Raw genomic sequence first — 14,995 nt, forward strand, 5'->3', positions numbered from 1 at the left:
CTCTGTCAGTTGCTTTTTTATGTTCCCCACTAACCATTTGTGGTGTAAAGCCATGTTATTATAGATAAATATATAACATTGTTTATCGTCACTATATGCATTTTTGGGGGGAGTTATGGCTGTTCTTGTTTATTCGTTTTACCAAATTTTTTTTCATACAGTATCTGTGTCGATATAAAAATAACAACGAACACACCAGTATCAATAATAAATTTTAGTGGTTCAAAAGAGTCACTAAAAATATCGTAGTGAAAATCGAAGTATTTGAATAATAATTTAGAGCCAATAAAAGCAAAGATAAAAGAAATAAAGAACTTCATGGTTTCCCTTAAAATATGTTGATAAATCAACCAGACACAGAATCATGAACCGTCACTGGTTATTGGGATGCTACCTTAAACTTTGCCCCCGATTTAAACTAATCAGTTTGTCGAGTATTCGCTCACCATCCATACGAATACCATTGTGTTCATACTCGGAAGTGAGCCAGTATTTTAGTCTACCGACTTGCTGGGCTGTTTCTAGACTGTATTGCATCTCGACGAACATATCTTCACTGTATATCGCTGCAGCGACAGGCACACGATTTTGTGCCAGTTGTTCGAGATTATAAAGTGCTGGCCAATCTGTTTTATGGGCTAAGATTTCCGCCGCAGCTTTTAACGGCATTAAGTGGCTAAATTGGTCAAACATCCAGGGATAAATCATCTCACCAGTAAATAACAACGCTTTGCCGACTTGATAGTTAAAAGCAGGAAAGTGTTGTCTCATCCTGTGAGCTGCCCATTGTGAACCTGAGTGTTGGCAATAGATGGCTTCGTGCAGTAGGGCAAAAATGGGGTTAGTGTTGTAATCGAGTAGCTGGCTGAAGTGGTTTAAAAACAAGGGATTGACTTCAACCCCTGATGCTGTGTCAATCAATGCTTGTTCGAGTAGGTAATAAACCGACTCGGGTCCTTGTTCCATGCCAATATTGATGCCAAGTAGCTGCAACATTTCAACCGTAAGGCGTTCTCCGGTGGCTAAATACACTTCATGTTCACACAAATGCTTTGCTAAGCGTGTGGCCAAGTGCTGTGCATCGTGGAAACGCTGAAAAAACTGCTTATTCTTGGTCAGTACTCGTTGATAGGTCGCGAGATAAACGTCATCGGCGCTGCGGCTAAGCGATGGTATACCGCCGGTAATATAGGCTTCACTAATGCCTTGAGGCGCCGAGCTTAAATAATGTAAAACGCAAAAGCCTCCAAAACTTTGGCCTAGAATTGCCCATTTATCGGCGGGGCAGAGTTGAGCTCGAATGGCTTCCGCATCGCGCACAATATTATCCGCACGAAAATGGCTAAGGTAATCTGCCTGCGCGATAGGATCTAAATGTTTTAAACTTAAGTGGTTGATTGGGGTTGATAAGCCAGTACCTCGTTGGTCGAGTAGTAAAACACGATACTCTTTTAAGGCACGGCGCAACCAGCCACTGTTACTGGCTGGACGCATAGCAGCAAACCCAGGGCCACCTTGAAAAAAGACCAGATAAGGTAGTTTTTTATCTTTATTCTCTAGGCTACAAAGTTCTCGGGCAAATATGTGGATTTGTTCTGCTATGGGATGTTGATAGTTTAGGGGCAAGGTAAAAGTGTGCTTTTTAGCCAAAACATCAGCAAGAATAATATCGGGTTTCATCAAGTCACCTTAATAGCGGAGGATGCTGTATTGTGTTTAGCAGATTGTATACAAAACGGTTTATGCTGCAAACTAGGATTATTTGCTTGGCTTCGGGTTAAGATCAACTTTTTCAATCCTAATTTGAGCCATGATGAGTTGCTTAGCGTAATCTATCGCTTATGGATAACACGAGATTGAAGCTATGAAATATCAGATTATTCCAGTGACACCCTTTCAGCAAAATTGCAGCCTTATCTGGTGTGAAAAAACCAAACGAGCAGCAGTTGTGGATCCAGGAGGTAATATAGATAGGATCCAAAATGAAGCCACAAAGCTCGGCTTAGTCCTTGAAAAAATTCTGCTTACCCATGGTCATATCGATCACGTTGGCGGCGCTAAAGCGTTAGCCAAAGCTGCAAATATTCCAATTATTGGCCCGCATATTGATGATAAATTTTGGATTGAAAACTTACCTAAACAAAGCCAAAATTTCGGTTTCCCCCATTGCGATGCCTTCGAGCCCGATCAATATTTGCAGGATGGTGATAGAGTCAGCGTGGGTGAGCAAAGTTTATCAGTACTGCATTGCCCAGGGCATACGCCGGGACACATCGCTTTTTTCTCTGCTCAATCTAAGCTAGCGTGGGTCGGCGATGTTTTGTTTAGAAGCTCGATTGGTCGCACCGATTTCCCCCAATCGAATCATCAAGATTTAATTCGATCAATCACTGAAAAACTTTGGCCTTTGGGCACTGAAGTGGAGTTCATTCCAGGCCACGGGCCTATGTCTACTTTTGGTGAAGAACGCGAGCATAACCCCTTTGTCGCCGACCAACTTTTGCGCTAACAAAGCACAGTGTAGTGAAAATAAGTCTCACCGTTGATAATTGTCTGTAAGTACGTATATAGATTGCAATAAACACATATTTAGTTCCTCTATTTTATATTTTACTTCTAGACTTAAACGACTGGTAGTCGTCTGTCTGTTAGGGCATTTATGAAAACAAAAACAATGATGAGTGTGGTATTTTCGACAATAGTCGCCAGTGCCGTGATTACTGCGGTGCTGAGTTTTAATCTTAAATCAAAAGTTGACTTATTTAACGACGCGGCGAGTATTCGATATCAGTCCTATCAAGTTGCTGATGAACTAAGACAAAGTTCCGATGACTTAACTCGCTTTGCTCGTACCTATGCCGTTACGGGTGATGAAAAGTACGAAAAAATGTATATGGATATTTTAGCTATTCGTAATGGTGAGAAGCCAAGGCCAGAAAAATATAACCAAATTTATTGGGATCTGGTGCTTAATTATGGTGATAAACCTAAACCTGATGGCGCAAAAGTTGTATTGAAAACTAAAATGCAAGCTCTTGGGTTTTCAGATGAAGAATTTCGATATCTTGATGAGGCTCAGCAAAATTCAAATGCTTTAGTGGCTATCGAGCTGAAAGCGATGAATGCAGTTAAAGGCATTTTTCTCGACCCAAATACTCAAACATATACTGTAAAAGGCGATCCTAATCTCGTGATGGCGAGGGAGTTATTGCATAGTGAGCAATACCATAAAGAAAAAGTGAAGATTATGACCCCAATCGATAACTTTTTTAGTGCCTTAGATAAACGTACTGAAGGAGAGGTTGTCCATCGACTCGGTAATCTTCACGCTGCGTTGAACTGGGTCCAACTCGTGCTATTACTTGTGATTTTTGCTGCCGTTATTGGTTTTGTCATCGTGAAGAGCCGTATCGTTACTCCTTTAGTTCAAACCTGTCGTGAGCTACTAGATATCCAGCAATCTAAAAACCTTGCACGGCGAATTACTGTAGCAACCCAAGGTGAAATAGGTGAAATCGTTAATCAAATTAACTTATTTATCGCTTCACTTGCGAGTTCATTATCAACAACTGACAGTATTGCAAAAGAGGTCGCTGATTTAGCTAAACAGACCAAAGCCTCGATTCAAATTTCTCGTGAAAGTTCAGATCGGGTGGCAAGGGAGCTAGATGCTAGTGCCAGTGCTATGGAGGAAATGACCACAACATTAGTGCATGTAAGCGAAAGCACTTCGAATGCAGAAAACCGAGCGGCTGAAAACGAAACCCATGTCACTGTGGGTCAGCAGACAGTGTCAGAAGCACTCAAAGCGATGTCAGTATTAGAAGGTGCATTCACCAACACCCAAGACTCTATGTTGCATTTGGTGAATGAAAGTACCCAAGTTAGTAATGTGCTGAGTGTGATTAAAGCCATTGCTGAACAAACTAATTTGCTGGCACTGAATGCGGCGATTGAAGCGGCACGTGCGGGTGAGCAGGGGCGAGGTTTTGCGGTGGTAGCCGATGAAGTACGATCATTAGCCCAGCGCACTCAGGATTCAACCAAGGAAATCGATGATATAGTTGCAAGTCTTCAAAATCGGACTCATCAAGTGGGCACATCGGTTACTCAAGCTGCGACATTAATGCAAAAGGCTGGGGGTGAACTACAACGTATCGTCGTCGTTTTTGAGGATATTCGTTCTAGCACTGAAGCCATTCATGGGCTCAATACTCAAGTGGCCGCCTCGACCGAGGAGCAATCATTGGTGTCTAAAGAAATCGCCTCGAGCATGATAGTGATCCGGGATAATTCCCGTGAGGTGTCCCAAATTATTGAGCAAATTGAGTCGACCTCAATTAATCTCGATAATCAATCACAAATGTTGCGTACTAAAGCAGGGGAATATCAGTTTTAGTTTAGCTGCGCCCCAGCTGCGATAAACAAGAGTTATTGTTCTAAATTACCTTAAGACATGGATGTCTATCTGCTCCACTTGATATACTTTTACACTGATTCTTGACATCAATACTTTTGCTCTCTATTACTCCTTTCAATACGTACGCGCCTTTGCTAACTTGGTTATTCAGCGGCTTAATACCGATCTATAACAATTTTTCACAAGGCTCCCACCTTATGAGAAGTACCGAGCGTGAGCACTTATTGTATTGAGTTTTTTACCTCCCCTTAACCCAACGGAGCCTGTGCGAATGGATCACCAAATCGAAGGTTTATTAGAACATTGGTTACCGCTTGCCGATGATGCTTGGGTACTGGCGGTCATCACTCACATTCAAGGCTCTGCCTACCGTAAACCTGGCGCCATGATGTTGTTTCATGAGTTTGGCCAAGGCGCTGGAATGTTAAGCGGAGGATGTTTAGAGGCTGATTTACGTCGTCACGCACAAAAAGCCATGCAAACCAGGCAAGTGATGCGGGTGACTTATGATGCCAGCGATGAGTCCGATGCAAGTTACCGCCTCGGTTGCGGCGGTATTGTCGATATTATGTTGGTACCATTACTGAAAGAAAATCATGATTTAGGTTTAGTAGAACTGGTAAAGGCATTTCGTCACGGTCAATCGGGCTTTTATCAACTGCCTTTAGTGAGCGCGGGCTTTGATGCTCGGCTCTATCAAGCTGCCTTTTACCCAGCAGAGTTAACGCCTTTTTCAGCCAGTGATTACGTGCGAACGGGTATCTTTAACCAAGAAACGGGTGAGTCGTTAATTATCCCCCTACGGCCGAGGTTTCACCTTGGGATCATGGGCGGTGGGATTGATGCCAAACCCCTTGCGGCGATTGCTCATTCTTTAGGGTGGCAAGTGACGGTTATCGATAGTCGTACTGCTTATGCTAGAGCGGCAGATTTTCCCCATGCACACATTATTAAACAAGCAGTTGAAGATCTTGCGGCTAATGTTATAGCATCACTCGATTGCGTTGTAGTGATGAATCACAACCTTGGGTTAGATGCCGCGGTATTAAAGGTCATTCAACCTTATGCGTTGGCTTATATTGGATTGCTTGGGCCAGCTCATAGACGCGATAAAGTGTTGGATATGGTAGGGCTTAACACTGAATCTTTTTCAGGAGTATTTGCAGCCCCGGCGGGACTTGCCCTTGGCGGCGAGTTACCCAGTAGTATTGCGTTAAGTATTTTGGCTCAATGTCATGGTGTACTTCACGGCGCAACGTTAAAGCAATTAGTTGAGGTTATGCGTTGATAACACCTAAAATATCTCAGGAATCTTCGGCTAAGCGATTACTTATCGTGGTACTTGCTGCGGGCCAGAGCCAGCGTTTTGAAGGGGTAAAGTTAGCGCAACTGATTCCTTCATGCCATGCTTTTGGCACAGAAGAATTGCCTATCATCAACAGTCACATTACCTGTTTACAGCAACTCGATGGCCTCACTTTAGATAGGGCACGCCCAGATGATCATTCGCCTCAAGTCACGCCTTTACTCATTATACTTGGCACTCATCATCATATATTACAGCCATTGTTAGCTGAGCTTAATTCCCGCCAGCCATTTGATGTAATGATTAATCAGCAGTCGCATACGGGCTTAGCATCTTCTGTTCGTTTGGCGGCAAGTTACGCGCTGGAACAGGGCTTTGATGGCATGCTGTTAACACTCGCCGACCAAGTTGCGCTGGGCGTTGATGATTACCAGCAATTGATTTCAACATGGCATCAAACAGGTAAAAACGTTGCTGCTTACTATTTAGATGATGTCGGCGTGCCAGCTATTTTTAATGCTTCGACATTGCCTTTGTTTACTCATTTAAGTGGTGAACGCGGGGCAAAACCTATCTTAAAACAACAAGAGAAACAGGGCGCGTTAGTGACAATACCTCTCCCTCGCGCCGCAATTGATATTGATACCCAAGCCGATCTTGCGTCGTGGTTGGCACTTAATCAGTGAGTTATGTTGCTGTGGCTATGCTGGTGGAAGTGAGCGAGGATAAACAGCTTAAAGTCGTTAATGCCATTGCAGCAATATGCAGCAATAGGTGTGGGCACAGTTCATTAACCTTGCAATAGTTAACCCCAATAGGGTAAAGCCCAGACTGAAGGCGCGATAGTGTTTGGCCTGAGCTTAGCCTTGATGGGCGAAATCACTTATTATAAAGAGGGTAAAGTGTAGCAATCGAATTTTCACGATTATCCTTTACTGCGCATACCTCAAGCACCCGGTATTGAGATCATTATTATTGAATCTGATGCGCCGCCAGCAGGTGTTGATGAGCTAGGTGCGCCGCCCGTTGCCCCGAGCTTAACCAATGCGATTTTTGCTGCCACGGGACAAAGGATCCGCGATCTTCCCGTTAATAAGCTGCTTCGAGTTTAAGTTACGTAAGTGATACAACCGAACAAAAAAGCGTCTAAAAAGCGCTTTTTTTGTTTTTTTACTACAAAATATTTGCTTGTTAGCTGTTTTGCAGGCTTTAATGCCGAAAATTTGTAATAGATCAGGTTTTTGTTACCAAGACTGAGGTAATTTAACCAATATATTTACCCGCGCGAGCTTAAGACATGAGTTTCAGAGCAGCCAAGGGTATCAACTTCCGTGATTGAATAAAAAGGGGTCATCCATGGAACATCGTTGGCAAGTCGCTATTTCTGCCGGCCTATTAGCGACTATTTGGTGTGGCGTCGCAGATGCTTTTCATCTAGTTACCTGGATTGGCTTTTTAGGTTGCAGCACTTTTTTCGCGCAACCTAAAGCGGGCTTTCAGGGCATGATGATGGCATGGTGCACAAATCTGTCGGGTGTATTTTGGGCTTGGCTTATTATTGCGGGTAGCAGTTTTTTTATCTCGCCGGTATTTGGCTATATTTTTACCGGTATAGCTACTTCGGCTATGTGTTTACAGGCAAGTTATCAAAAGCTTAGCTTTATTCCTGGTGCCTTTATTGGTTGTTGTATTACGTTTGCTATGGCGGGGGATGTGGCTAATATTATACCGTCGTTAGTCATTGGTGGCTTGTTAGGTTTTAGTATGAGTCTGTTAACTGAGCAGTTGGTTACTCTGACACAAAAGTGGTCAGCAGCAACACGTAACCCTATGTCGAGTACGGATTAACATTATCTTTATTCAGAGTACATTACGGGCATTTTTATAGTAATATTCTGAGTTATAATGCTGATTTAGCGCTAGATAGTATTTTTTCCTTAGGAATTATTAAGATGAAACAAATCCAGTTTCGCACCATTGATGCCATATTAATCAAATTCAGTCTCAACGGAAAATTTTGGGTCGTGTGTTCTATGGTGGCGCTGATTACGGCCGGAGTGGCAGGCGTAAACTATCAACATGCACAACGTAATGTTGAGCAAGCTTCTATTGCCCGAGTTCAAGCAAGTGTTGATGCCTTAGCGCAAGTCGCTTCAATACAAAAATTAGATGCAGGCGCTTTAACACAATTTGCCAGTCAATACGGCTTAACCGTGACTTCAAGGCAAGGTGAGGCGCAGCGCCAAGGGGATAACGTGACGGCCACTGCCAGCGTGTCAGGCACACAAGCCTTACAACTGACGCAAAATACCCACGAGTGGGAAGCCGATGCGCGTAGCGATGCTAACTTTATGCTTTGGTTGGCTTTATTGGGTTTATTGCCTTTATTCCAACTGAGTTATTGGATCTCCACTTCTTTGGGTGGCGGATTATGGGACATGTACTTAGCCATCAAACGCTTAGCCGATGGTGACTTGAGCTTTAGATTAAACTTCTTTGGTACAGATGACTTTAGTTTGATTGCCCGTGAAATTGATCGCTGTGCTGATAACATGAGTGAAATGGTATCGGCGATTGGCAAGAATGCTAAGACCCTATCATTAGCGGCGGATGAATTTAATCAACAGGCGGCCACCAGTGAAAAACTGATCAGCAGCCAACATCAATTCCTCGATTCGGTTGCTGTGGCAATGGCACAAATGACGTCGGCCATTGAAGAAGTCTCTATTAATGCTAGTAACACGTCACTGCAAACCAAAGAAAACTCAATGCAAATATCAACGAGTCAAGAGCGTGTTGCCAACACGGTTAACAGCATTGGCTTGCTTTCAACTAAAATTGGCGCGGCATTTTCGTCAGTTGAACAGTTATCGAAAGATGCCGCGAGTATCGATGCGGTTGTGACCACGATTAATAGTATTTCGCAACAAACTAACCTTTTAGCTCTAAATGCGGCGATTGAAGCGGCACGTGCTGGCGAACAAGGGCGTGGTTTTGCGGTTGTCGCCGATGAAGTGCGTACCTTAGCGGGCCGAACTCAGCAAGCGACGGTAGAAATTCAGTCGATGATTGAAGGTTTGCAATCCGGCACGACTCGTTTATCAAGTATTACGATGGAAATCGTCGATCAAGCAGACGAAGGTCGCAGCGCGATTATTGAAGTCGGTGATGATGTTCAAGGCATGGCACAATCTATCAATGCCGTATTTGACATGAGTAGCCAAATTGCCGCCTCGGCAGAAGAGCAAAGTATGACTTCACGCGATATTGCAGGGCAGTTAAATGAAATTCGTCATCAATCGGAAATCATCAAGCAGACTTCTCAGCGTAGTGTCACTTTAGCTAACGATTTACACCATGCATCGGTCGATTTAGAAGGCATTTTACAGCAGTATCACACGAGCTAATTTTCACCTTTAATATGCACAGTCCTGATTGTTAAGTGGCAATTAAGACTCATATTAACAATGATATCAAGCGCTCAAGCCTCATATCCAATGGCGGTTAAATCTTAGATTGCCGCCATTTTATTCTCAAATATCCCAATGCAGTCACTGAGTTACGTGGCATTAATGGCCAGCTGTACGACATTAATTGTTATTGTCCCCAAAGCTTGCAACTGCTCGAAAGTCATCCCTTTACTGTCTGATAATTTGAGATACATAAAGTAACGGGTACCCAAAAGTAAGACCTGACCATGAGAGATTGCAAACATCGTTACAGTGAATCTGACTTGCCTAGACTGGTTCACACACAAAAACCGCCATTTTTGCGCTAGCTTTGGGCTAACATGTTTTGGCCCCAAAGCAAGACGACTGAATCGTATATTGCGTTATATGCATTGCCACTGTTTCTCCCAGTGACACGCCACCCCTTTATTTAACAAGAAGTATCCCTATAGGCTCGACGGCGGCATCCATGCCGCCAACGGTCACTGTTGCAACAGTGGCAATCTTAACGACCATTGGACTGTTCATCTGGCTAAAAGCTTTTGCCCGAAAATCAGTTTTGAAGTCCAAAAAGCAAACTGCGCGAATAAAACTTTGGCGATAGAAAAGCTAATGTGGTGGACTACTTTCAATCTAGAAGTTATGCCTGTCCGATCTTTCCAGCTTGAGTCTTGACTGGAATACAGTGAACTACGAGAGTTAGTCAGTTAAACGTGAGCCTAAAAAATGATAAAGCTAAAACGATATCAAGTGATTACCCTCCAAACTGTATAAAAAATAGCTACCGCAAAAAAGCAAATTCCTATAGCATCATTCATACCAATTTAGACGGATGTGGCAGCGGCCAAGTCCAACAAGCGATTTATGCCCTGCAAACAGCGCAGCGCATAAATACTAAGACGTTAGTTTTATCGTAAACTCACCTGGATTGTTTTTTATGACATATTGTGTTGCTTGGAAGACTAATGAATCTGCATATCTAATTGCTGATAGCGCTGTTACAAAAGGAAATGAGCTTAGTGAAGAAAAATTAGTAACTTCCTTTGGAGAAAAACAAGGGAAGCAAAGTCGTAATAATAAATATGTTTATGAAAAAGCTTATAAGTTATATTCTACTGAGAATGTTTCCATAGGTTTAATAGGTGATGCTGATTTTGGTAATAGTTTCATTGAGTTACTTTTACTTCAAATTGAGTGTAGTAATGACGTTAAAAGTGCGATAAATAGAACACTATTAAATTACCAATACTTTAATGAATATCCAGATATACAGATTGTTATCGGACTTTATGAGAGTGGACCTAAACTTTATACTATAGATAACAAAGCAAGCCCCTATGTGGAATACGATAATGATTATGTTGTTTTTGGGTCTCAATCAGAAGATCTTGAAACATACACAAAGTCGTTTTATAACAGTTTTATTGAGAGTTGGAAAAATGAGCTTAGAGTCGGAGAGATGGCGCATGAATTTTTATTAATAAAAATGCTTGCGTTATTACAAGTATATGGGATGCACAATTATACTTTAGATGATGGCATTGGTGGCGCATATACAGGAACCCAAATTAATAATTCAGGTGTTCATACTCAACCGGATATTTGTTATATAATATCCGGTGAAAGCACTGCCTTTGATACTAAAATGTTAACTTCGGTACATGTGGAGAATGATCATTTTTGTATAATAAATACTGCTACTTCTAGTGTACTTATACCGAATATGGGAGTAAATGATGAAACAGGAGCTGAGAGGTTGAAATCTTCATTAATTACTGCCATTGACACTTTTGATTCAGGTAAGTTTAAATATTATATATTTTTAAATTTCGCACGGCACTCTGCTGTGATTGTAAATATGGAGTGCCAACTTCATCACAAATTATTAAGTCTTGATATTAGAGATGAGGTTAAAGGCACAATTGGCCTAATTGTTAGTGAAGAACTTCAAAGTAGACTGAATGTAAATTATGAGCCGATTGTTACGATTAAAGATGCACAGATTATGTTTATTCCCTATATCCCCGCACAAGAAGAAAAAATATCCTTAATCGAAGAAAGAATAAAAAAGATGAGGGTGTCAAAATTCTATACCGAAGAAGTTGATGAGTATAAATATTTAATACTTGATAATCATGGGCGGACGATTATCAAATGGTTTTATGGAACCTTGAAAACTATTTTTCCATTTATTAAGCATTATAGAAAAGAAAAACATATTCGAATTGTAAAAATGTCAACTGATTTAGTTGTGCTTGAGTATATCAATGGAGAGATAGATTATCCTGATATGGGAGACGACTTATCAATGATATTGGAAAAATTTGTAGATAAAAAATGTAATCGAGACCTATATTTATTTGAATTTATGGTAGAAGAGGATGATTACCATACTCTAAATATTCTTGCTAATGATTACGACACCGCGCATAAAGAAGCGATTATAGAAATTGAGAGTACATTTGCTAATTATTGGAACTTCATGTTCGTTGGTATAAAATTCTACCATCCAGCATACCTTCTGTGATGCGTAATATATTAATAATAAGGACTGCTACATCTTTTTGTGTTTTTTAGCTTCTTTGACTAGGTTTCAAATTATCCTGATTTTATCTTAGTGGAGCTTGTCATGACCTCAGCCAGAAGACAGTTAATTGATACCAATGCAACGCCTTTCTATCATGTGATAAATCGCTGTGTCAGAAGGGCTTTTTTGTGTGCTGAGGATTATGTTTGTTTATCCGCAATGAAGACAATTCTGCGAAAAGCGAAGCACTCTTTTATCCAAAAGTATGTTACGCAATCTTTTCAATCCACAGGTTTCGCCGATGCTAAAAAGGTGAGCTATGGTGATTTGCGAGACGACCGTCCGCCTCATGGCCGCTCTTTGGCATCCATGCCATCGCGGCATTTGTGAATCCATTCACATCAGACGGTGCGGCCCTGTATTCAAGGATGGACTTGAACAACGTCCCTGTTTAACTGCCAGTTCGCCATCTGATAGGCAGGACGCCTGAATGTCGTGCAATGCAGGGATGCATGAGAACGACCATGGCTCTCGTTCATAAGCTCAGAAACCCTAGGTTTCTATTCACCGAGTCGGTGAGTAAATGTTATGGCAAGCCTGTATGAGTGGATATCAGCAAACGATAAATCCCTCACAACTAAAATTACTGGTCGCCAACGCATATCTGTCCAGAAGTAAGCTACGTTCAGCATCAAACCTGACTCATTGACTATTTCCGCGAGCGACAAAGATAAAATATATTTAGCCCATAAAAAAATATCGGCCTAAGCCGATGTTTTATATCTACTAAGATGGTCGAACTTTAGCTGATTAAGCCTCTTTGAACGTGCTCCAGATGGGCGCGTGGTCTGAGGGTTTTTCTATGCCGCGCAGATCGTAATCGACATCGGATTCAACTAAACGCGCCGCCAGTGCAGGCGTGGCTAAAATCACATCAATACGTAGACCGCGGTTATCATCAAAACCTTTGCTGCGGTAATCAAACCATGAATAACGCTCAGTGCGCTCTGGGTGTAATTGACGGAATGTATCGACTAGCCCCCAGTCCTGCAAAGTTTTTAACCATTCACGTTCTTCTGGTTGGAAGCTACATTTGCCGGTTTTTAACCAACGTTTACGGTTGACTTCGCCAATCCCGATATCTAAATCGGTCGGTGAAATATTGATATCACCGATAATAGCAATGTCTTCATCGTTGCTGTGGTTGGTCTGCAAATATTGCATTAAATCCTGATAAAACTTACGTTTAGCCGGATATTTTGTTGGGTGATCTATGCTTTCGCCTTGGGGAAAGTAGCCGTTAAATACCGTCAACGGGCGGCCATTTTCTTGGGCAAAGGTGCCAATGATCATGCGGCGCTGCGCTTCTTCATCATCGTTTGGAAAGCCTTTTTGGATTTTAATTGGCACAGCCTTCGATAGCATAGCCACGCCATAATGGGCTTTGCCGCCGTGGTAATGCACCTGATATCCCATGGCTTCGACGTCGGCTAATGGAAACGCTTCATCGTGCACTTTGGTTTCTTGTAGGCCGATAATGTCGGGCTGGTGGCTATCAATCAAGGCTTGTAATTGATGCAAACGGGCACGCAGACCATTGATGTTAAAAGACACTATTTTCATTAAGGTAGAACTCGCTTAAAGGGTTTAACCACCACACTTTGGTAAACACCCGCGGCAAAATAAGGGTCAGCATCTGCCCAGAGTTTGGCGCTGTCTAACGAATCAAAGTCTGCAACGACCAGTGAGCCGCTAAAACCGGCATCACCTGGGTTCTCGCTGTCAATCGCAGGATGTGGGCCAGCAATCAGTAAACGGCCTTCATCGGCGAGGGCTTGCAGGCGCTCTAAATGAGCGGGGCGCGCGGCTAAACGCTTTTCTAAACTGTTATCAACATCCTGAGCTGAAATCATATACCACATTATTTGAGTTCCTTTCTTTGGTCTTCTGGAAGGTGTTTATACAGATAAAATACGGTTAACACAGTATTAGCTAAGGTTAAGGCGGTTAAACCAAACACTTTAAAATTAACCCAAGTTTCTAATGGCAAACTAAAGGCAACATAGATATTCACTAGGCCACAAATTGCAAAAAATACCACCCAATACCAAGTGACGCGGGCCCAAATGTTATCGTCGACTTGCATTTCTTTGCCCAACATCGATTTTAGTATCGATTTATTCAGTAACTGACTGACGCCTAAGGCAATCGCAAACAAGCTATAGATGATGGTGACTTTCCATTTGATAAAGGAATCATCGTGGAATACTAATGTTAGCGTGCCAAACACGGTCACCATTATAAAGGTGATGATGTGCATTTTTTCGAGCTTTTTGTATAGCGCGTAGGTCACGATTAATTGAAGCGCGGTGGCTGCGATTAATGCGCCGCTGGCGATATAAATATCGAAAAATTTATAGACAGCAAAAAAGATGACGAGGGGCAGGAAATCAAGCAGTTGTTTCATAAGTAATCGTGTTAAAGAGACATTGGCTTGAGTGTAGCATGCACAACATGAGGGAAAAAGCACTCAGGGTCTAGGATTGCGATATTGCCGATTAAACGGGTCTTGTTGTTAGTATTTTTAATCGCACTATCACAAGCACTATCTTAACGGATGATAGTAAAGCGTATGAGTAAAGCGCGCTATTTTAAAGGGGATCTTGATTGCTTAAATTTATCGATGCAAAACCATTTACATGATGTCACATCGATGAATTAACCCACCTGAGTTTGGGATAGTCGCTGTGGTAACAGATTAATTTTATTACCTTACCTAAAAATAACCGGTAGAGACGCAGAGCTTATCCTTAAGTTCTGCTTAAATAGGCTGTTTAGCGTAAATCGACAAATGCGCCCGTCAGTTTACGTACGAAAGGAAGCACAAGTAATAAGGTTGGAAAAGCCACCACCCATGAAATAAACCAAGCACCGAGCCATAGTTCGGTAAATTGGGACACCGCACCAACGCCATTGAATGTGCTGATCCCTGAAACAATGCAGCTCATAAGAATCGAAAGAAAAAATGGCATCACGATAGTTGCATATTTTGCAGGTAATTTAGGTGTGCCTATAAATGTCCGTGGTGCAACATTAGCTAAAGGTTTAGACATGGTGATTAAAGCCTTAATGGGAGATGTATCAAATAAATGAATAATGGTTGGTAGCAGTTGTTAGCGATTCGTTTTCGAGCAATAAAGCGTAAAGAATGAGCCTATTAAGGACAGTGTAAAGCTACAATCTGCGCGGGCGTATTTTAGAGAGGTACTATAGAAACAGCAATCAGAAAGGGC

General features: G+C 42.1%; 13 protein-coding genes and 2 pseudogenes. 9 read left to right on the top strand and 6 right to left on the bottom strand.

Annotated features, from left to right (window positions below):
* Window positions 1-390: 390 nt before the first annotated feature.
* The gene (locus tag BW947_RS12085) at window positions 391-1,680 is read right to left on the bottom strand and encodes an alpha/beta fold hydrolase (protein ID WP_076499923.1); all 1,290 of its coding nucleotides are present in this window, start codon (window positions 1,678-1,680) and stop codon (window positions 391-393) included.
* A 184-nt stretch (window positions 1,681-1,864) separates the two neighbouring features.
* Here BW947_RS12085 and BW947_RS12090 point away from each other — a divergent pair, with 184 nt between their 5' ends.
* The 7 genes and pseudogenes from BW947_RS12090 (at window position 1,865) to BW947_RS12120 (ending at window position 9,133) form a co-directional block, all read left to right on the top strand.
* A complete protein-coding gene (locus tag BW947_RS12090; protein WP_076499925.1) occupies window positions 1,865-2,509 on the top strand; it encodes an MBL fold metallo-hydrolase in 645 nt (214 codons plus the stop codon).
* A gap of 150 nt (window positions 2,510-2,659) precedes the next feature.
* Window positions 2,660-4,399, top strand: a complete 1,740-nt coding sequence (locus BW947_RS12095) for a methyl-accepting chemotaxis protein (protein WP_076499927.1) — start codon at window positions 2,660-2,662, stop codon at window positions 4,397-4,399.
* A gap of 292 nt (window positions 4,400-4,691) precedes the next feature.
* Window positions 4,692-5,708, top strand: a complete 1,017-nt coding sequence (locus tag BW947_RS12100) for an XdhC family protein (protein ID WP_076499929.1) — start codon at window positions 4,692-4,694, stop codon at window positions 5,706-5,708.
* Window positions 5,705-6,412 (top strand): nucleotidyltransferase family protein, encoded by a 708-nt coding sequence (locus tag BW947_RS12105; RefSeq protein WP_076499931.1) that lies wholly within the window; start codon window positions 5,705-5,707, stop codon window positions 6,410-6,412. The genes BW947_RS12100 and BW947_RS12105 overlap by 4 nt, the downstream gene beginning before the upstream one ends.
* Window positions 6,409-6,838 (top strand): annotated as a pseudogene (locus tag BW947_RS18900) (molybdopterin cofactor-binding domain-containing protein); the annotation flags it as partial. The gene BW947_RS12105 and the pseudogene BW947_RS18900, both read left to right, overlap by 4 nt.
* A gap of 244 nt (window positions 6,839-7,082) precedes the next feature.
* Window positions 7,083-7,574: a DUF1097 domain-containing protein gene (locus BW947_RS12115; RefSeq protein WP_076499933.1), complete on the top strand. Its 492-nt coding sequence runs from the start codon at window positions 7,083-7,085 to the stop codon at window positions 7,572-7,574.
* A 104-nt stretch (window positions 7,575-7,678) separates the two neighbouring features.
* Window positions 7,679-9,133, top strand: a complete 1,455-nt coding sequence (locus BW947_RS12120) for a methyl-accepting chemotaxis protein (protein WP_076499935.1) — start codon at window positions 7,679-7,681, stop codon at window positions 9,131-9,133.
* 468 nt (window positions 9,134-9,601) lie between these two features.
* Here BW947_RS12120 and BW947_RS18905 read toward each other — a convergent pair whose 3' ends face one another.
* Window positions 9,602-9,745: a hypothetical protein gene (locus tag BW947_RS18905; RefSeq protein WP_159436987.1), complete on the bottom strand. Its 144-nt coding sequence runs from the start codon at window positions 9,743-9,745 to the stop codon at window positions 9,602-9,604.
* Between the two features lie 367 nt (window positions 9,746-10,112).
* Here BW947_RS18905 and BW947_RS12130 point away from each other — a divergent pair, with 367 nt between their 5' ends.
* Together BW947_RS12130 and BW947_RS12135 are read left to right on the top strand one after the other, a co-directional pair.
* A complete protein-coding gene (locus BW947_RS12130; RefSeq protein ID WP_076499939.1) occupies window positions 10,113-11,702 on the top strand; it encodes a hypothetical protein in 1,590 nt (529 codons plus the stop codon).
* A gap of 102 nt (window positions 11,703-11,804) precedes the next feature.
* Window positions 11,805-11,903, top strand: a pseudogene (locus BW947_RS12135) (transposase); the annotation flags it as partial.
* A 609-nt stretch (window positions 11,904-12,512) separates the two neighbouring features.
* Here the strand turns inward: BW947_RS12135 and xthA are convergent.
* The 4 genes from xthA to BW947_RS12155 form a co-directional block, all read right to left on the bottom strand.
* Entirely contained in the window at window positions 12,513-13,325 is an 813-nt protein-coding gene (gene xthA, locus BW947_RS12140; protein ID WP_076499941.1) for an exodeoxyribonuclease III, read from the bottom strand.
* A complete protein-coding gene (locus BW947_RS12145; RefSeq protein WP_076499942.1) occupies window positions 13,325-13,624 on the bottom strand; it encodes a YciI family protein in 300 nt (99 codons plus the stop codon). The genes xthA and BW947_RS12145 overlap by 1 nt, the downstream gene beginning before the upstream one ends.
* Window positions 13,624-14,169 (bottom strand): septation protein A, encoded by a 546-nt coding sequence (locus BW947_RS12150; RefSeq protein ID WP_076499944.1) that lies wholly within the window; start codon window positions 14,167-14,169, stop codon window positions 13,624-13,626. The genes BW947_RS12145 and BW947_RS12150 overlap by 1 nt, the downstream gene beginning before the upstream one ends.
* Before the next feature lie 367 nt (window positions 14,170-14,536).
* The gene (locus BW947_RS12155) at window positions 14,537-14,821 is read right to left on the bottom strand and encodes a DUF2798 domain-containing protein (RefSeq protein WP_076499945.1); all 285 of its coding nucleotides are present in this window, start codon (window positions 14,819-14,821) and stop codon (window positions 14,537-14,539) included.
* Between the last annotated feature and the right edge of the window lie 174 nt (window positions 14,822-14,995).

The sequence above is a fragment of the Shewanella morhuae genome, from assembly GCF_900156405.1.
Lineage (GTDB): Bacteria > Pseudomonadota > Gammaproteobacteria > Enterobacterales > Shewanellaceae > Shewanella > Shewanella morhuae.